17 protein-coding genes are annotated in these 17,813 nt (G+C 73.3%); 8 read left to right on the top strand and 9 right to left on the bottom strand.

What is annotated here, in order from left to right; all coding sequences use genetic code 11:
- Positions 1-9: 9 nt before the first annotated feature.
- From ACIA8N_RS12940 to ACIA8N_RS12930, 3 genes are read right to left on the bottom strand one after another with little or no spacing between them, the layout of a single operon-like run.
- Complete coding sequence (locus ACIA8N_RS12940; RefSeq protein ID WP_365780277.1) at positions 10-1,062, bottom strand: CU044_5270 family protein; 1,053 nt, start codon at positions 1,060-1,062, stop codon at positions 10-12.
- Positions 1,059-1,703, bottom strand: a complete 645-nt coding sequence (locus ACIA8N_RS12935; RefSeq protein WP_365780276.1) for an RNA polymerase sigma factor — start codon at positions 1,701-1,703, stop codon at positions 1,059-1,061. Before ACIA8N_RS12935 ends, ACIA8N_RS12940 begins: the two co-directional genes overlap by 4 nt.
- 50 nt (positions 1,704-1,753) lie before the next feature.
- A complete protein-coding gene (locus ACIA8N_RS12930; RefSeq protein WP_365780275.1) occupies positions 1,754-2,254 on the bottom strand; it encodes an HD domain-containing protein in 501 nt (166 codons plus the stop codon).
- An 82-nt stretch (positions 2,255-2,336) separates the two neighbouring features.
- Between ACIA8N_RS12930 and ACIA8N_RS12925 the strand changes: the two genes are divergently transcribed.
- Positions 2,337-3,269 (top strand): TIGR03564 family F420-dependent LLM class oxidoreductase, encoded by a 933-nt coding sequence (locus ACIA8N_RS12925; RefSeq protein WP_365780274.1) that lies wholly within the window; start codon positions 2,337-2,339, stop codon positions 3,267-3,269.
- 27 nt (positions 3,270-3,296) lie between these two features.
- Here the strand turns inward: ACIA8N_RS12925 and ACIA8N_RS12920 are convergent, their stop codons facing one another.
- Entirely contained in the window at positions 3,297-4,001 is a 705-nt protein-coding gene (locus tag ACIA8N_RS12920; protein WP_365780273.1) for a DUF2470 domain-containing protein, read from the bottom strand.
- Between the two features lie 108 nt (positions 4,002-4,109).
- Positions 4,110-4,415: a hypothetical protein gene (locus ACIA8N_RS12915; RefSeq protein ID WP_399416257.1), complete on the bottom strand. Its 306-nt coding sequence runs from the start codon at positions 4,413-4,415 to the stop codon at positions 4,110-4,112.
- Between the two features lie 145 nt (positions 4,416-4,560).
- Between ACIA8N_RS12915 and ACIA8N_RS12910 the strand changes: the two genes are divergently transcribed.
- The 3 genes from ACIA8N_RS12910 to meaB are packed head-to-tail and all read left to right on the top strand — an operon-like array spanning position 4,561 to position 9,526.
- On the top strand, positions 4,561-6,372 hold the full coding sequence (locus ACIA8N_RS12910) for a methylmalonyl-CoA mutase subunit beta (RefSeq protein WP_365780272.1): 1,812 nt from the start codon (positions 4,561-4,563) through the stop codon (positions 6,370-6,372).
- Positions 6,372-8,546, top strand: coding sequence for a methylmalonyl-CoA mutase (scpA, locus tag ACIA8N_RS12905; protein ID WP_365780271.1), 2,175 nt, complete (start codon positions 6,372-6,374; stop codon positions 8,544-8,546). The genes ACIA8N_RS12910 and scpA overlap by 1 nt, the downstream gene beginning before the upstream one ends.
- Positions 8,543-9,526, top strand: a complete 984-nt coding sequence (meaB, locus tag ACIA8N_RS12900) for a methylmalonyl Co-A mutase-associated GTPase MeaB (protein WP_365780270.1) — start codon at positions 8,543-8,545, stop codon at positions 9,524-9,526. The genes scpA and meaB overlap by 4 nt, the downstream gene beginning before the upstream one ends.
- Positions 9,527-9,695: 169 nt before the next feature.
- On the opposite strand, the gene ACIA8N_RS12895 is transcribed toward meaB, so the two are convergent.
- Entirely contained in the window at positions 9,696-10,046 is a 351-nt protein-coding gene (locus tag ACIA8N_RS12895; protein WP_365780269.1) for a helix-turn-helix domain-containing protein, read from the bottom strand.
- A 74-nt stretch (positions 10,047-10,120) separates the two neighbouring features.
- Between ACIA8N_RS12895 and ACIA8N_RS12890 the strand changes: the two genes are divergently transcribed.
- Positions 10,121-11,020 (top strand): NAD(P)-binding domain-containing protein, encoded by a 900-nt coding sequence (locus ACIA8N_RS12890; RefSeq protein ID WP_365780268.1) that lies wholly within the window; start codon positions 10,121-10,123, stop codon positions 11,018-11,020.
- A gap of 18 nt (positions 11,021-11,038) precedes the next feature.
- Here the strand turns inward: ACIA8N_RS12890 and ACIA8N_RS12885 are convergent, their stop codons facing one another.
- The gene (locus tag ACIA8N_RS12885) at positions 11,039-12,235 is read right to left on the bottom strand and encodes a nitric oxide synthase oxygenase (protein ID WP_365780267.1); all 1,197 of its coding nucleotides are present in this window, start codon (positions 12,233-12,235) and stop codon (positions 11,039-11,041) included.
- Positions 12,236-12,447: 212 nt separating this feature from the next.
- On the opposite strand from ACIA8N_RS12885, the gene ACIA8N_RS12880 reads away from it, so the two are divergent.
- From ACIA8N_RS12880 to ACIA8N_RS12870, 3 genes are all read left to right on the top strand, one after another.
- On the top strand, positions 12,448-14,226 hold the full coding sequence (locus tag ACIA8N_RS12880; RefSeq protein WP_365780266.1) for an aminotransferase class I/II-fold pyridoxal phosphate-dependent enzyme: 1,779 nt from the start codon (positions 12,448-12,450) through the stop codon (positions 14,224-14,226).
- Positions 14,223-15,026, top strand: a complete 804-nt coding sequence (locus ACIA8N_RS12875) for a phosphatidate cytidylyltransferase (protein ID WP_365780265.1) — start codon at positions 14,223-14,225, stop codon at positions 15,024-15,026. Before ACIA8N_RS12880 ends, ACIA8N_RS12875 begins: the two co-directional genes overlap by 4 nt.
- Positions 15,027-15,182: 156 nt before the next feature.
- A complete protein-coding gene (locus ACIA8N_RS12870) occupies positions 15,183-16,370 on the top strand; it encodes an acetyl-CoA C-acyltransferase (protein ID WP_365780264.1) in 1,188 nt (395 codons plus the stop codon).
- 27 nt (positions 16,371-16,397) lie between these two features.
- On the opposite strand, the gene ACIA8N_RS12865 is transcribed toward ACIA8N_RS12870, so the two are convergent.
- Positions 16,398-17,192 (bottom strand): hypothetical protein, encoded by a 795-nt coding sequence (locus ACIA8N_RS12865; protein ID WP_365780263.1) that lies wholly within the window; start codon positions 17,190-17,192, stop codon positions 16,398-16,400.
- A gap of 78 nt (positions 17,193-17,270) precedes the next feature.
- Positions 17,271-17,813 carry a hypothetical protein gene (locus tag ACIA8N_RS12860; protein ID WP_365780262.1) on the bottom strand — a complete coding sequence of 181 codons (543 nt, stop codon included), beginning with the start codon at positions 17,811-17,813 and terminating at the stop codon, positions 17,271-17,273.

The raw sequence follows: 17,813 nt of genomic DNA, 5'->3' as shown, positions 1-17,813 counted from the left end.
CCCCTGTCGCTACGGCTTGACCTTGATGTCATCGACGAAGGCCCTGACCATGATCGCGCTGGTGCTGATGACGGTTCCGGGCTTGATCAGTCCGTCCTCGTCGCCGTTGCCGTTCACCTGGACGGTGCGCTCCCCGAGCAGGGTCAGCGTCTTGCTGTCGAAGATCCACTCGGTGCGCGCGCCGAACTCGTCGAGCCGCGCGACCGCGACGCCCTTGCGGCCGACCGCGTCGGTGGCGCTGTCCACCAGGACGACGCCGGGGATCTTCGCGGCGGCCCGGTAGAGCGCCGCCGTCAGCTCGGGCGACGGCCAGCTCTCGCCGAGCAGGTCGCCGATGGTGGTGAAGGCCTGCTGGTCCTTGCCGTTGCCCTGGCCCTCGGTCTCCTCGTAGATCTTGCGCAGCAGCGCGTCGGGGTCGGTGGGGAGGGTGGCGAGGTAGTCGTGCGAGGGCGCGCCGAGGTGCGGCTTCGGCACGTTTCCGAGCTCGTCGAGACCTGCCAGGGTCATGCCCTCGGGGCCGGTGGTGCCGGGTTCGATCAGCCAGCCCTTGAGGCCGTCGGGGGACTTCCAGGACTGCCGGGTGTGCAGGGGGACGGTGACGAGGCTGCTGACGTTCGCGTCGGTCCTGATGTGCGTGCTCGCGGACCGCGTCTCGATGTAGACGTACTGTCCGGCGCGGCCCTGCGGGGCGTCCGCCTCCGCCGCGGCGAGCGAGATCCGGTCGAGGAGCCGGGGTGCGCCGTGGGCGTCGACGGTGCCGATGCGGGTGGTGAGGACGGGGCCCGTGGCGCGGTCGTCGGGGCCCTGGGTCCCGCCCGGGGTGAAGACGAGGACGCCGACGGCGAGCGCGCCGGCGAGTGCGGTGGCGGCCGGCAGCAGGATCGCCTTCCGGAGGAAGGGGTTGCGGCGGGCGGTGGCGCGGCGGTCGTCGTGGATCTGGCTCATCAGGCGCTCCTTGTGGAACTGGTGGCGGCCCTGAGGAAGGTCGTGCTCCTCGATGGCGGGGAGGTCTCCGGTCTCGTGCCGGTTCGCCGTACGGGGCTGGTTCGGGTCGGGGTTCATCGGATTCCCTCCTGTGCGGGCCGGACCGCGTTCATGCGATCACCTGTTGTCTGTCGGGGGCGGGAGCCGGGTTCCCGTTTTTCCCGGGCGAGTTCTTCCTCGGCCTTGGTGCGGAGCTTCGCGCGGGCGCGGGAGAGCCGGGAGCGGACGGTGCCGACGGGGACGCGGAGGGCCCGCGCGACGTCGGTGTAGGCGAGGCCCTCCCAGAGGCAGAGGACGAGGACCTCGCGTTCGGTGCGGCGGAGCGTGCCGAGCGCCCTGAGGGTGGCGGCGATGCGGCGCCGGTCGTCGATCCGGCCGGCGACCTCGGGGGCGTGGTCGGGTACCGCGGCCGCGGTCGGGCCCGCCGCCGCGTACGCGGCGACGGCGGCCCGGTACCTGCGGTTGCCGCGGCAGTGGTTGCGGGCGACGTTGGTGGCGACGCCGAGCAGCCAGGGCCGGAGCGAACCCCCTTCGGGGTCCACCTTCCGGCGCAGCCGCCAGGCCTCCAGGAAGGTGGCCGCCATGACGTCCTCGGCGACGGACCAGTCGCCGGTCAGCCGGAAGGCGTGGTTGTAGACGCTCCGGGCGTAGGAGTCGTAGATCCCGGCGAAGGCCGAGGGGTCTCCGTCCCGGATGCGTGCGCGCAGGTCGATGTTCACGTCTTTCGTCTGTCCGGGGCGCGGGACGGGTTCCCGTGACCTGGGTCACATCAGGGGGTCCGCTCCTCCAGGAGGCCGGGGTTGACCACCCGCAGGATCGTCGTGACGTCCTCGGGGTCGGCCGCCGCCCACAACAGCTCCCTGGCCGCCCGGTACTTGGCGGCGAGCCGTTCCCGCCGGTCGGGCGGCAGTGCGGCGGCCCGGTCCGCGCGGCTGTTGTGGGCGTTGTCGGCGATCTTCACGAGGGTGGCGTCGCGGTCCCGGGTGATCTGGCGGATCTTCTCCTCGTACGTCGTGCCGGGCCTGTTGGTGACGGCTTCGACGATGTCGACGACCCGGTCGGGGATTCCCTCGGCACGCAGCCGCTCCGCCGTCCAGTCGGTGTCCTCGATGACGTCGTGGAGCAGTCCGGCCATGGCCAGGTGCGGGCCGAGCGGTGCCAGGCCCGCGGCGACCGCGCGGACGTGCTCGACGTACGGGACACCGATCTTGTCGGTCTGTCCGGCGTGCGCGCGTGCGGCGAGCGCGTCCACCTCGGCGAGAGTCTTCATCGGCCCATCATGGCGGGGGCTGCAACACGCTCTTCGCACACGGGCGGGAATGGCGTCCCTGACGGCGTCGGTTGCCGGAAGCATGACTCTCGGAACTCCTGGAACCGTCGGCGTGACGCTCGGTTCGACCGCCGTCCGGCGCACGGTCGACGACACGGCGCTGCTCGCCCGGGAGGCGCGTGACGCCGGTCTGCACTCGGCGTGGTTCGGCCAGTCCTTCGCGTACGACTCGCCGTCGCTCGCCGCGATCGTCGGGCGCGAGGTGCCGGGTCTCCACGTCGGGACCTCCGCGATCCCGGTCTTCGGCCGCCATCCGCTGCTCGTCTCCAGTCAGGCGCAGACGGCCCAGGCCGCGACAGGCGGCCGGTACCACCTCGGGCTCGCCCTCGGCACCAGGCATCTGACGGAGACCGCCTTCGGCCTTCCGTACGAGCGGCCCATCGGTCTGCTCCGGGAGTTCCTCACGGCTCTGCGCCCGCTGCTGGAGACGGGCGCCGCCGACTTCCACGGGGAGCTGCTGACCGCGACGACCCCGTATCCGGCGTCCGTGCCGGGGGCCCGGCCGGCGGTGCCGGTCCTGGTCGCCGCCATGGGCCCGCAGGCGCTGCGGGTCAGCGGTGAACTGGCGGACGGCATCCTGCCGTTCCTGGCGGGGCCGCGCGCGCTCGCGGAGCACATCGTCCCGGCGGTCACGGCCGCGGCCGCCGCGGCGGGCCGGCCCGCGCCGCGGATCGTGGCGCTCGTCCCGGGCATCGTCACGAGCGACGCGGGGGCCGTGCGCGAGGCGCTGGCGCTGTACGAGCGGAGTCCGTCGTACGAGCGTGCCATCGGGCTCTCCGGTGCCTCCCGGGCCGCGGAGCTCGCCGTGATCGGTGACGAGGAGACCGTCGCCGCGGAGGTACGGCGCTACCGCGAGGCCGGGGCGACGGAGGTGGTGTTCACGATGACGGAGCTGAACGGCGAGGAGGACCGCCGCCGCACCTGGAAGCTGCTCGGCGAACTGTCACGCGGCTGATGACCGTCGACAGGCGGCCGGGTCGGCTCAGGTCAGCAGGCGGTTGGGGTGGGAGGAGCGGCGGGCCGCGGAGAGGAGGGCGTGGATCCGGGGTCCCGCCTGGTCGATGTCGGTGACGGGGGTGGGGAAGGGCAGCCGGACGTCCTGGTGGCCCGCGGGGTGTTCGAGCCGCAGGGTGATGCCGTACCGGTCGAGGGCGACGGGGAGGGCGCGGACCATGTCCCGTACGGGACGCGGCCTGACGAGCCGGAGGAGCAGGGGCACGAGTTCGGCGTGGCTGTCGACGAGGTGGGTCAGCATGGACGCCTCGCAGGAGGCCATCGGGTCGATGTCGGTCGCGTGGAGCTCTTCGAGGGTGATGTACGTGCGGCCGTCGGCGTCCTCCAGGAGGGCCTGGCCGAACTCCATGCAGATGCTGCCGCTCGTCTCCGGTTCGTAGGGGGCGGCGAGGAGTCCCGTCAGGGTGACGCGGGCCCGGAGCCGTTCGCGTACCGGGACGGGGGCGATGTCGGTGAACTCCAGGCGTACGGGGATCCGGGCGGTCCGCCCGTCGTGGCTCTCCTCGGACGGGTCGTGCAGGTGGATGTGTCCCATCGGCCCTGTGCCGTCGAGGAGGTGCACCTCCTGGTGGTGTCCGTCGGAGACGACGGTCATCGAGTGGGCGGCGGCCAGGATCGATCGCACGCGTTCGGCGGGGGCGGGCCGTGTGACGCGGGGGCTGAAGGGACGCATCCGAGTTCTCCCGGGACAGGTGACGGAGACACTGTTACTTAGGTAAGCCTAAGCTAACTTACCGTCGGGAGTCACGGAAGGCCGGGGCACCGGTCCGCTCACACCGGGTCAGGGCGCGTCCCCCGACCAGTCGAAGCGGACCGCGTCCCCGGGACGCGGGTCGTACAGGGAGCGCCCCTCGGCGCCGAAACGCCCGAGCTCCGTCTCCAGGACGGCTCCGGCCGCCCGCTCCCGCGCCGTCCAGTCGGTGACGTCGAGGAGCAGGCCGTCGAGCGGTCCGCCGACCAGTTCGGCGTAGACCCGGCCGGGCCTGGGCCCCGGACGCGGGTCGTCGTGGTCCTGGCCGTAGACCCGGCCTCTCAACAGCTCCTCGTCAGCGTCCTCGCCCATGCCCCTGCCCATGTCGCTGTCCATGTCCCTCTCCATACGGACCAGCGTCCCAGCCGCCTCTGACAACGCCCCGAAACCGCCCACCACACAGAACGCCGCAGGTCGACGAGAAGAAGGTCACAGTCGTACGCCCTCCTGGTCACTCGGCGATCTCCCCTAGCATCCGAGCATGACGGTCCTGCCTGACGACGGGCTCTCCCTGGCGTCCGAATTCCCCGACGCGCCACACGAACAGTGGCAACACCTCGTGGCGGGTGTCCTGCGCAAGTCGGGCAAGGAGGTCTCCGGCGACGCAGCCGAGGACGCCCTGTCCACACTTCTGGAGGACGGCCTCGACATCCGTCCGCTGTACACGGCGCGCGAGGCCGCGCCCGACACCGGCCTGCCCGGCTTCGCGCCCTTCGTGCGCGGCGGCCGCGTCGAGGGCAACACCCTCGGCGGCTGGGACGTGCGCCAGCGCCACCTCGCACCCGACAACGACGCCGTCCTCTCCGACCTGGAGAACGGCGTCACCTCCCTCTGGCTGGGCGTCGGCGGCACCGGCGTCCCGGTCGCCTCCCTGGAGAAGGTCCTCGACGGCGTCTACCTCGACCTCGCGCCCGTCGTCCTCGACGCGGGCGACGAGACGGAGGCGGCGGCCGAGCGGCTCCTCGGGCTGTACGAGGAGCGTGGCGTCGCCGCGGACGCGGCCCGCGGCAACCTGGGCGCGGACCCCCTCGGCCACGAGGCCCGCACCGGACGGCCCTCGTACGACCTGGCGTCCGTCGCCGGTCTCGCGCGCCGTTGCGCCGACACGTACCCGGGCCTGCGCGCCCTGACCGTGGACGCGCTGCCGTACCACGAGGCCGGCGGCTCGGCCGCGCAGGAGCTGGGCTGCTCGCTCGCGACGGGCGTGGCCTATCTGCGCGGTCTGACCGACGCGGGACTGAGCGTCACCGAGGCCTGCGGACAACTGGAGTTCCGGTACGCGGCGACCGCCGACCAGTTCCTGACGATCGCCAAGCTCCGCGCGGCGCGCCGGCTGTGGGCCCGGGTGGCCGAGGTCTGCGGCGTCCGGGAGGCGGGCGCGCAGCGCCAGCACGCGGTGACCTCGACGGTGATGATGACCCGCCGCGACCCGTGGGTGAACATGCTGCGGACCACGGTGGCGACGCTCGCCGCCGGTGTCGGCGGCGCCGACAGCGTGACCGTGCTGCCGTTCGACGAGGCGCTCGGTCTGCCGGACGCGTTCGCGCGCCGGATCGCGCGTAACACCTCCACCGTCCTCATCGAGGAGTCGCACCTCTCCCGGGTGATCGACCCGGCGGGCGGTTCCTGGTACGTGGAGCGGCTGACCGACGAGCTCGCGCACGCGGCCTGGGAGTTCTTCCAGGACATCGAGCGGGCGGGCGGCCAGCGGGCCGCGCTGCGGTCCGGCACGATCGGCGAACGCCTCGCCGGCACCTGGGCCGCGCGCAGCGCGAAGCTCGCCACCCGCCGCGAACCGATCACCGGCGTCAGCGAGTTCCCGAACCTGACGGAGAAGCCCGTCGACCGCGCGCCCGCCCCCGAGCCGCCGGCCGGCGGTCTCCCCCGGGTCCGGCGCGACGAGGCCTTCGAGGCGCTCCGCGCCCGCTCCGACGCGCATCTCGCCGCGACCGGCGCCCGGCCCCGGGTCTACCTGGCCGCACTCGGCCCGGCCGCCGCGTCCTCGGCCCGGGTCGCCTTCGCCACGAACCTCTTCCAGGCGGGCGGCGTCGAGACGGTCACCGAGGGCACGTTCGAGGAGAGCGGTGCCCGCGAGGTCTGCCTCTGCTCCAGCGACGCGCTGTACGAGGAGCGGGCCGGGACCGCGGCCGCGGAGCTGCGCGCCGCGGGCGCCGAGCACGTCCTCCTCGCCGGCCGTCCCGGGGCGTACCCCGGTGTCGACACCTACCTCTTCGCGGGCTGTGACGCCGTCGCCCTGCTCTCCACCGCCCTCGACCGCATGGGAGTGTCCTGATGTCCATCCCCGACTTCTCCGGGATCGAGCTCGGGGCGCCGACCGCAGACGGCGGCCCCGACGCGTGGCGTGCGGCCGTCGAGAAGGCGGCGGGCGGTGACGACCTGCTCTGGGAGACCCCGGAGGGCATCGGCGTCAAGCCGCTCTACACCGGTGAGGACCTGGAGGGCCTGGACTTCCTGGACACCCGCCCTGGCATGGCCCCGTACCTGCGCGGCCCGTACCCGACGATGTACGTCAACCAGCCCTGGACGATCCGTCAGTACGCGGGCTTCTCCACTGCCGAGGAGTCGAACGCCTTCTACCGGCGCAACCTCGCGGCCGGCCAGAAGGGCCTGTCGGTCGCCTTCGACCTGCCGACCCACCGCGGCTACGACAGCGACCACCCGCGCGTCACCGGTGACGTCGGCATGGCCGGCGTGGCCATCGACTCGATCTACGACATGCGCCAGCTGTTCGACGGCATCCCGCTGGACAAGATGACGGTGTCGATGACGATGAACGGCGCCGTGCTGCCGGTCCTCGCGCTGTACATCGTGGCCGCCGAGGAGCAGGGCGTTCCGCCCGAGAAGCTGGCCGGGACCATCCAGAACGACATCCTCAAGGAGTTCATGGTCCGCAACACGTACATCTATCCGCCGGGTCCCTCGATGCGGATCATCTCCGACATCTTCGCGTACACCTCCCAGCGGATGCCGCGGTACAACTCCATCTCCATCTCCGGCTACCACATCCAGGAGGCCGGAGCCACGGCCGACCTGGAGCTGGCGTACACCCTCGCCGACGGCGTGGAGTACATCCGCGCGGGCCGGGAGGCCGGGCTCGACGTCGACGCGTTCGCGCCGCGCCTGTCGTTCTTCTGGGCGATCGGCATGAACTTCTTCATGGAGATCGCCAAGCTGCGCGCGGCCCGTCTCCTCTGGGCCAAGCTGGTCAAGCAGTTCGACCCGCAGAACTCCAAGTCGCTCTCGCTGCGGACCCATTCGCAGACCTCCGGCTGGTCGCTCACCGCGCAGGACGTGTTCAACAACGTCACCCGCACCTGTGTGGAGGCGATGGCCGCCACCCAGGGCCACACCCAGTCGCTGCACACCAACGCCCTCGACGAGGCGCTGGCCCTGCCGACGGACTTCTCCGCCCGGATCGCCCGCAACACCCAGCTCCTCCTCCAGCAGGAGTCGGGCACCTGCCGGACCATCGACCCGTGGGGCGGCAGCGCGTACGTCGAGAAGCTCACCCACGACCTCGCCCGGCGCGCCTGGAAGCACATCCAGGAGGTCGAGCAGGCCGGCGGCATGGCGAAGGCGATCGACGCCGGCATCCCCAAGCTGCGCGTGGAGGAGGCCGCGGCCCGCACCCAGGCCCGGATCGACTCAGGCCGGCAGCCGGTGATCGGCGTCAACAAGTACCGGGTGGCGACCGACGAGCAGATCGACGTCCTCAAGGTCGACAACTCCTCCGTACGGTCCCAGCAGATCGCCAAGCTGAAGCGGCTGCGCGAGGAGCGCGACGAGCAGGCCTGCCAGGACGCGCTCGCCGCGCTCACCCGGGCCGCCGCCGGCGAGGGCAACCTCCTCGAACTCGCGGTGGACGCGGCCCGCGCGATGGCGACGGTCGGCGAGATCTCCGACGCCCTGGAGAAGGTGTACGGGCGGCACGCGGGCCAGATCCGTACGATCTCCGGTGTGTACCGCACCGAAGCAGGCGAGTCCCCCTCCGTGGAGCGCACCCGGGCCCTGGTCGACGCCTTCGGCGAGGCCGAGGGGCGCCGGCCGCGCATCCTGGTCGCCAAGATGGGCCAGGACGGCCACGACCGCGGCCAGAAGGTCATCGCCACCGCCTTCGCCGACCTGGGCTTCGACGTCGACGTCGGCCCCCTGTTCCAGACCCCTGCCGAGGTGGCCCGCCAGGCCGTCGAGGCGGACGTGCACATCGTCGGGGTCTCGTCGCTGGCCGCAGGACACCTCACCCTCGTACCGGCGCTCCGGGAGGAGCTGGCCGCGGAGGGCCGCGAGGACATCATGATCGTGGTCGGCGGGGTGATTCCTCCGCAGGACGTGGCGACGCTCCTGGAGATGGGCGCGGCGGCCGTCTTCCCGCCGGGGACGGTGATCCCCGACGCGGCCCACGACCTGGTGACGCGCCTCGCGGCCGACCTCGGGCACGAGCGGTGATCGATCTCGACACGTACGCACGGGGTGTGCGGGAGGGGAAGCGGGCGCTGGTCGCCCGCGCGATCACCCTCGTCGAGTCGACCCGCCCGCAGCACCGGGCACTCGCCCAGGAGCTCCTGACGGAGCTGCTTCCGCACAGCGGGAACGCCGTGCGGATCGGGATCAGCGGAGTGCCCGGTGTCGGCAAGTCGACGTTCATTGACGCGTTCGGGACGATGCTCACCGGGCTCGGCCACCGGGTCGCGGTGCTCGCCGTCGACCCGTCGTCGAACCGCACCGGCGGCTCCATCCTGGGCGACAAGACCCGGATGGAGCGGCTCGCCGTCGACCCGGCGGCGTTCGTCCGCCCCTCCCCCACCGCCGGCACGCTCGGCGGTGTCGCCAAGGCGACCCGTGAGTCGATCGTGGTGATGGAGGCCGCCGGTTACGACGTGGTGCTCGTCGAGACGGTGGGCGTCGGCCAGTCCGAGACGGCCGTCGCCGACATGGTCGACTCCTTCCTCCTGCTCACCCTGGCCCGTACCGGCGACCAGCTCCAGGGCATCAAGAAGGGCGTCCTGGAACTCGCCGACGTCGTCGCCGTCAACAAGGCCGACGGCCCGCACGAGCGCGACGCCCAGGCCGCGGCCCGCGAACTGGCGGGCGCGCTGCGGCTCATGCACGGCGCCGAGTCCTTCTGGACGCCGCCGGTCCTCAGCTGCAGCGCCCGGGAGTCCGCCGGCCTGGACGAGGTGTGGGGGCGGCTCCAGCAGCACCGGACCCTGCTCGACTCGACCGGCCGCCTCACGGCCAAGCGCCAGGACCAGCAGGTCGACTGGACCTGGACCATGGTCCGCGACGAACTCCTGCGCCGGCTCCACACGGACCCGGCCGTCCGGGACCTCGCGCCCGCCCTGGAGGGGCGGGTGCGTGCCGGGGAGCTGACGGCGACCCTGGCCGCCGAGCGGATCCTGGACGCCTTCGGGGAGCGGCGCGTCTGACGCCTCCGCGAAAGGGCGCCTTCGACTTCGGGAACCTCTGGGGGCCTTCTCATCGAGAAGGCCCCCATTCAGCGCCCTTCGCATACCCACTTTTTTGTGGGTACTTGTCGGAGGCACGCGCCCCGGGCGAAGCTGAGAGCGGCCCGGAGGAAGGGAGTACGAGCGGGCCTCAGGAAGCGGTCGGCACGGCCGTGAGCCGGTCCAGGCGACGGTGTCCCCAGTCGGACAACGGGGCCAGCGCGTCGGAGAGTTCCTGTCCGAAGGCGGTCAGCGAGTAGACGGTCTTCGGGGGCATGACGTCGTACACCTCGCGGTGCACGAGTCCGTCCTCCTCCATCTCGCGCAGTGCCTGGGTCAGCACCCGCTCGCTGATCTCAGGGAGCTTCCGGCGCATCTCGCCGGGGCGGTGCGGGCCGGTTTCGAGCAGCCACAGCAGGGCCGTCTTCCATTTGCCCTCGATGACGACGATCGCGGCGTTCACTCCGCAGACGTTCGTGTCCTGGACCCGGGCGCGATTCATCCGCGTCCTTCTCCTTCCTCCGGGGCTTCTTTCCTTCACCTCTTACCTTCACCATGTCACAAGGGAGTTCACCCATGTCTTCTTCCGCCATGCCCTCCTCCGGGAAGTCGGCCGTCACGGTTCTCGGGCTCGGGCCGATGGGACGGGCGCTGGCCGGCGCGTTCCTCGCGGCGGGCGTACGGACCACCGTGTGGAACCGGACGCCCGGCCGGGACGGGGAGCTGGTCGCCGCCGGTGCCGTCTCGGCCGCGAGCCCCGAAGAGGCGGTCGCCGCGAGCCCGTTGACCGTGGTCTGCCTGGTCAACTACGACGCCACCGACTCCGTCCTGCGGCAGGAGGCCGTGACGGACACGCTCAAGGGGCGGAGCGTCGTCAACCTGAGCGCCGACGCGCCCGAGCGGGCCAGGGACACCGGGCGCTGGGCCGACGAGCACGGCATCGGCTATCTCGACGGCGCCATCATGACCCCGACCCCGACCATCGGGACGCCGGCGGGGGTGTTCCTGCACAGCGGCCCCGAGGCGCTCTACCGCGAGCACCGGCCGGTGCTCGACGCCCTGGGCGGCACCCACACCCACCTCGGGGAGGATGTCGGCCGGGCGGCGGCGTACGACATCGCGCTGCTCGACATCTTCTGGACGTCGATGACGGGGTTCGTCCACGCGCTCGCGGTGGCGCGTGCCGAGGGCATCTCCCCGACCGAGCTCGCCCCCTTCGCCCAGGGCATCGGCGCGATCCTGCCGCCGCTGTTCCAGGAGTTGGCCCAGGAGGTGGAGAACGGCACGTACTCCGGCGAGGGGAACCCGCTCACCTCTGCGGTGTCGACGATGGCGCACATCGTGCACGCGTCCGAGGCGCACGGCATCGACGCGGGCGTGATGCGCGCCGCCGAGGATCTGGCCCGCCGGACGGTGGCCCTCGGCCACGGCGCGGAGGGCTTCACCCGGATCGCCGAGGTCCTCGGACGCCGCTGATCCGGCGGCCGGTCGGTCTCAGGTGCGCGCCAGGAAGGCCGGCCGGAGCGAGGGGTCCACCGGGTCGTAGTACCGGTGGAAGACCGGCGTGGCGGCGCCGGACACCGGAGGCACGATCCAGCTCCAGTCGGCGGGCGTCGCCCTGCCGTGCCGGCTCTCCTGGGCGATGTGCCGGAGGAACCGCCGGGACTCGGTGTGGTGGTCGGCCATCGTCACCCCCGCCTCCTGGAAGGAGTGCAGCACCGCCAGGTTGAGTTCCACGAGCGCCCGATCGCGCCACAGCGTGCGCTCGGTGGACCGGTCGAGCCCGAGCCGGTCGGCCACGACCGGGAGGAGGTCGTACCGGTCGGCGTCGGCGAGGTTGCGGGCGCCTATCTCGGTTCCCATGTACCAGCCGTTGAACGGCGCCGCCGGATACCGCACGCCGCCGATCTCCAGCGTCATGTCACTGATGGCGGGGACGGCGTACCACCGCAGGCCGAGCTCCGCGAACCAGGCGTGCTCGGGGTGGCTGAGCGGCACCTCGTGCACGGAGCCGTCCGGCAGCTCGTACCACGCGGGCCGCTCGCCGGGGTGCTCCCGCACCATCAGCGGCAGTACCTGGAAGGGCTCTTCCTCCCGCTTCCAGCCCAGGTCGCGGGCCTGCTCGGTCAGGGACGCGCCGCGCGGGTCGCCGCACCGGACGCCGTCGTCGCCGCGGTGTCCGGCGTAGCGCACCAGCTGGTCGTTGACGATCCAGGGCGCGGGGCGGCCCGGCCGGTCGGGCGCGAAGACGGAGATGACCGGGCGGATCCTGCCTCCGTTGCCCGCCAGGCGCAGGTGCTCGAAGCACTCGGCGGCGATGTCGTCGGCGGTGGCGAGGTGCCGCAGGTCGCGGACGACGAGGCTGCGCCAGTAGAGCCTGCCGATGCAGCGGGCCGCGTTGCGCCAGGCGACGCGGGCGCCGAAGGCGAGTTCACCCGGGGAGTGCTCATAGGTTCCGGTCCTGTCGATCTCGGCGAGCACCTGGCGGACCCGGCCGTCCACGTCTCCGGCGCCGGGTTGCTCGTCGTGGAACTGGCGGACGAACCGTTCGGCCTGCTGCCGGTCGGCGAGGGGCGGCGGCGCGACCGGGGGCGCGGGGTCGGGGGCGGTGCGGGCGGGGTCCCCGGACGTGTAGGGGCAGACGCCCGTGCTGGGGACGGGCTTCCGACGGCGGCTCAGGCTGAAGATCAATGTGTTCCTCCCGGCGTCATGACTACCGTATGAACACGTTCAGGAGCGGAGAGTACGTGAAACTCCGCATGCGGCGGCTCCGACGCTGGTACGGTGCCCCGCCCACCCCCAACGACCATGATCACCGGCTGAGTACGCGTACTCAGGTGCCGTCGGCCGGACTCCTCCATGCTGGGGCGCGAACGCCGGACCGCCTCAGGGGGGACACACGCATGGACCACGCCCTACAGCTGCGCACCGCCACACCTCGCGATCTCGACTGGATCCACGAACTGCGCCACCGGGTGTACGCGGAGGAGCTCGGCCAGCATCCGGTGGATCCGTCGGGGCGGCTGAGCGACGGGCTCGACGGCGACAACGTCTATCTCGTCGCCGCCCGCGGCGAGACGCGGATCGGCTTCGTCAGCCTCACCCCGCCGTGGGTCGGCCGCTACTCCCTCGACAAGTACCTGACGCGTGAGCAGCTGCCGGTGCTGTCCGAGGACGCGCCGTTCGAGATCCGCGTGCTGACCGTCGAGGAGCGCTGGCGGTCCACCGCGGCGGCGCCGCTCCTCATGTACGCCGCGCTGCGCTGGGTCGCGGCACGCGGCGGCCGCCGGGTGGTGGCGATGGGACGCACGGAGCTGCTCGACATGTACCTCGCCGCGGGGCTGCGGCCGGTGGGGCGCACGGTCCGCTCGGGCGCGGTCTCGTTCGAGGTCCTCAGCGGCTCCGTGGCCGAACTGACGAGGACGGTGGCGGAGCGCCACGGCCGGACCCTGGAGCGGCTGCGGACGGGCCTCGACTGGCGGCTCGACGTTCCGTTCGCGCCGCGCGCGGACGGCTGCGAGCACGGTGGCGCCTTCTTCTCCGCGATCGGCACGGACTTCCGGACGCTGACCCGCCGTCACGAGGTGGTCGCGGCGGATGTCCTGGACGCCTGGTTCCCGCCGTCCCCCGCGGTCCGCGCGGTCCTGTCGGAGGATCCGGGATGGGCGGCCAGGACCTCGCCGCCGACGGGCGCCGAGGGACTGCTCGCGGAGATCGCCGCGGCCCGCGGGCTGCCGGCGGAGTCGCTGGTCGTCGGGGCCGGCTCGTCCGACCTGATCTTCCGGGCGTTCGGCCGGTGGTTGACGCCCGCGAGCCGGGTGCTCCTGCTCGACCCGGGCTACGGGGAGTACGCCCATGTCACCGAGCGCGTGATCGGCTGCCGGGTCGACCGGCTCCAGCTGCGCCGCGAGGACGGCTGGCTGGTCGACCCGGCCCGGCTCGCCGCCGCGACCGGCGACGGACGGTACGACCTCGTGGTGGTCGTCAACCCGAACAACCCGACCGGCCGACACGCCCCGGCCGACGCGCTGCGCGCGGTGATCGAGGCCTCGCCCGCGCGGACCCGGTGGTGGATCGACGAGGCGTACCTGGGCTATGTCGATCCGGCGGACTCGCTCGCCGGGCTCGCCTCCGCCGACGCCCGGGTCGTGGTCTGCACCTCGCTGTCGAAGATGTACGCGCTCTCGGGGATGCGGGCGGCGTACCTGGTGGCCGATGCGGAGACGGCCGGGGAACTGCGCCGCTGGACGCCCCCGTGGCCCGTGAGCCTGCCGGCCCAGCTGGCCGCCGTGACGGCGCTGCGCGACCCCGCGTACTACGCGGAACGCTGGGCCCGTACCCACGTGCTGCGCCGGGAACTCGCGTCCCGGTTGAGGGAGTCGGACGGGTTCTCCTCGGTCGACGAGGGGGTGGCGAACTTCCTCACGGTGACCCTGCCGGTGGACGGGCCGAGCGCGGCCGGGCTGGTGCGCGAGTGCCGGCGGCACGACGTGTTCCTGCGCGACCTCTCCCCGATGTCCCCGGCGTACGAGGGGCGGACCGTCCGGATCGCCGTCCGCGACACGGCGGAGAACGCGCGGATCGTGGCGGCGTGCCGGAGCGCCCTGGACGTCCTGCGCACGCCGGACGCGGTGGCGTCGAGCGCGGTGGCGTCGGGCGCGGTGGGGCGGGACTCCCGGTGACGACGGTCGCCGGTCTCGTCCCGTACCTCGGCGGGGCACTGGCGATCGGGGGCGTCGCGGTGGCGGCGACCCGGCGCCGTGAGCTGATGGTCCGCTGGTGCGTGTGGGCGCTCGGAGTGCCCCTGGTCACCGCCGCGTTCTGGCTCGGGCCGCCGGGGATCGCGGTGCTCGCGTCCGCGGTCGGGGTGATCGCGGTGGCGGAGTTCGGCGGGCTGCTGCGGCTGGGCCCGCTGGACCGGGTGGTCCTCGGCGCGGCGGTCGTCGGGCTCGTCCTGGCGGCCTGGCTGGCCCCCGGGGAGGTGCTCAGGGTGGCGGCGGCCGGGGCCCTGGTGATCGCCGGGGTGCCGCTGCTCTCGGGCGACGCGGAGCACGGGCTCCGGCGCCTGGGGGCGGGCCTGCTGGGGCTCGTGTGGTTGGGCGCCCTGGCCGGTCTCGTACCGCTGGGCGCCGTCGGCCTCGTCCTGTTCGTGGCCGTGTCGATCGCCGACATCGTCGCGTACGCGGCGGGTCGCCGTCTCGGCGGCCCCCGGCTCTCCCCGCTGTCGCCCGCCAAGCGCTGGAGCGGCACGCTGGCCGGGGCCGCGGCCGGTCTCCTCACGCTGGCCGCCCTGTCCTCCCTGACGTGGCAGACGGCGGTGGCCGTGGCGGTCGGCGGGCCGCTCGGGGACCTGCTCGAGTCGATGGTCAAGCGGGGCGCCCGCGCGAAGGACGCCGGCAGCTGGCTGGCCGGCTCCGGCGGCCTCCTCGACCGGATCGACTCCCTCCTCGTCGCCCTGGCGGTGCTGTTGGTGCTGGGGTGAGCCATGGGGGCGGGAGGTCTTGACCGGGGAGGGACCCCAGCGGCTACAGTCGATAAAACTTGCGCCGCTAGTTTCAGGAACGCCGTCCAGGACCTGATCCGAAAGACAGGCCCTGGGCCTTCCGAACCCGCCCCGACCGCACCCGGAGCCGTCCCCATGCGTCCCGTGTACTTCGCCGCCGCCCGGCGCACCCCCATCGGCCGCCTCCGCGGCGCCCTCTCGGCCGTCCGGCCCGACGACCTCGCCGCCACCGCCGTCCGCGCCGTCCTGGACGCCGTGCCCGCCCTCGACCCGGCCCGGATCGACGACGTCTACTGGGGCGCCGCCAACCAGGCGGGCGAGGACAACCGCAACGTGGCCAGGATGGCCGTCCTCCTCGCCGGGCTGCCCGACTCCGTCCCCGGCGCCACCCTCAACCGGCTCTGCGCCTCGGGCCTGGAGGCGGTCACCACCGCCGCCCGCGCCATCGCCTCCGGCGAGGCCGACATCGTCCTCGCCGGCGGCTCGGAGTCGATGAGCCGCGCCCCCTTCGTGCTGCCCCGCGCCGACCAGGCACTCCCCCACCACCAGGAGATCGCCGACACCAAACTCGGCTGGCGGCTGACCAACCCGCGGATGAAGGAACTCCACGGCGTCCTCTCCATGGGCGAGACCGCCGAGGAGGTCGCCGCCCGGTACGGCGTCAGCCGCGCGGACCAGGATGCCTTCGCCCTGCGCAGCCACCGGCTCGCCGCCGCGGCCCGCAAGGACGGCCTCTTCGACGCCGAGACCGTCCCCGTCACCCTCCCCGACGGCACGGTCGTCGCACACGACGAGTCCATCCGGGCCGACACCACGCCGGAGAAGCTGGCCGCCCTCAAGCCGGTCTTCCGCCCCGACGGCACCGTGACCGCCGGCAACGCCTCCCCGATGAACGACGGCGCCGCCGCCCTGCTGCTCGTCGGCGAGGAGGCCCTGCACGAACTGGGCCTGGAGCCGCTCGGCCGCTACGTGGCCGGCGCCAGCGCCGGAGTCCACCCGGACGTCATGGGCATCGGCCCGGTCCCCGCCGTGCGGCGCGTCCTCGCCCGCACCGGCCGCGCCCTTGACGACATCGACACGGCCGAGTTCAACGAGGCCTTCGCCGCCCAGGCCCTCGCGTGCGTCCGCGAGCTCGGCATCGACCCCGACCGCGTCAACCCGCAGGGCGGCGCCATCGCCCTCGGCCACCCCCTGGGCGGCTCGGGCGCCCGCATCCTCACCACGCTCCTCCACCGCATGCACCGCACCGGTGACCGGCGCGGCCTCGCCACCATGTGCGTCGGCGTCGGCCAGGGGACCGCGGTGCTCGTCGACCGGGACTGACCACGCTCCGCCGGGGGGACCGGCGGCTCAGCGGCCGAAGGTGTCGATGTTCTCGACGAGCCAGCGCCCGTCGCGGTGCACGACGTCCACGGCGAACATCGCGCCCGCGTAGACACCCTGGTCCTGCGCCTGCTTGTGGGACTGCTTCCGGTCCTTCGGCTGCTGCTTCCCGGTTCCCGCCGTGCTCACGCTGCTCTGGTCCGCGTAGACGAGCACCCGGGCACGGTCGCCGTCGATCCGCTCGACCGCGCTCTCGGTGACCGTCGTGGTGATCACCGTCTTCTGCCGCGCCGCCTGGGCGAGCACCCCGTCGAGCAGCGTCCGGTGCTGGGCGACGGCCTTGCCGGTGAGGAGGGTCTTGCCGGCCTGCTCGAAGGGGCCCGTGTCGGCGTGGTCGTACGAGAAGAGCGCGGCGACGGCCGCGGCGGTCTGTCCCTTGACCTCGCTGGTGCGGGCGAGGTCGGTGAGCGCCGTGTTGCCGCGCGCGGGGTCGGCGCGGAGCTCTCCCGCCCTGCCGTGGGCCCAGCCCGCGAAGCCGCCGAGCAGCAGCGTCAGGACGCACAGGACCGCGAGGGTGACCGGGGGGACGCGGCGCCGGGGCCGTACCGCCGCGTCCTCGGCGACCGTCTCCCGCTCCGGAGCCGTCGCCGTCTCCCGCTCCGGAGCCGGAGCCGTCTCCCGCTCCGGAGCCGGAGCCGTCTCCCGTACGGCCGTCATCACCGCCGGCCGCTGCCGGGAACGTGCGGCGGCGGGCTCGGCCGGCGGACCGGCGAGGGCCTGACGGCGGCGCTCGCGGTTGAGGTGGTGGCGGGGCGTCGGCATCGTGCGTGTCCTTTCGGGTGCGGGCGGCGGCTCCGGCCGTACGGCCTGAGGCCAGATCCAACGACAGGCTGCTCTGGATCAGCCCGCCGCCGTGCCGCCCACCGGAGCCTGACCCAGACCGCTGAGCTTCCAGCGGCCGTCGGCGCGGGTGAGTTCGCCCAGCATGCGGCTGTCCTTCTCCGTGCTCTTGCTGTCGGGCGTCGTGACGGTGATGCGCAGGGCGACGAGGACCCGGGCCCGCCCCGCCCGGTCGTCGAGTTCCGTGACGGCGCCGGACAGCACCCGCGCCGTGGTCACCGTCTTCGCGGTCTTCACCTGGCCCGTGAACTCCGCGCGTCCGTCAACGAGTTGCTTGTGCAGGTCGCCGGTCGTGGAGGACTCCCAGAGGTCGAGACCCTGCTCGACGCGCCGGTGGTCGAGCGTGTTGAGGTTCTGTACGGCCTGCTCCCCCGCGGCGAGCGCCCGGTCGCGCTGCACGGCGTACGCGGCGGAGTCGTCGTGCGCCGCGGCGTACCAGTCCCGGCCGGTCCAGGCCGCGAAGCCACCGGCGACGAGGGTGAGCGCGAGTGCCCCCGCCAGGGCGGGCCTGCCGCCCGCCGGAGTGCGGACCGCGCGTGTCAT

Origin of the sequence: Streptomyces sp. NPDC051822 (assembly GCF_044452745.1) — a bacterium.
GTDB lineage: Bacteria > Actinomycetota > Actinomycetes > Streptomycetales > Streptomycetaceae > Streptomyces.
Note: the sequence above shows the minus strand (reverse complement) of the source record. Positions and strands in the feature narration are given on the sequence as shown.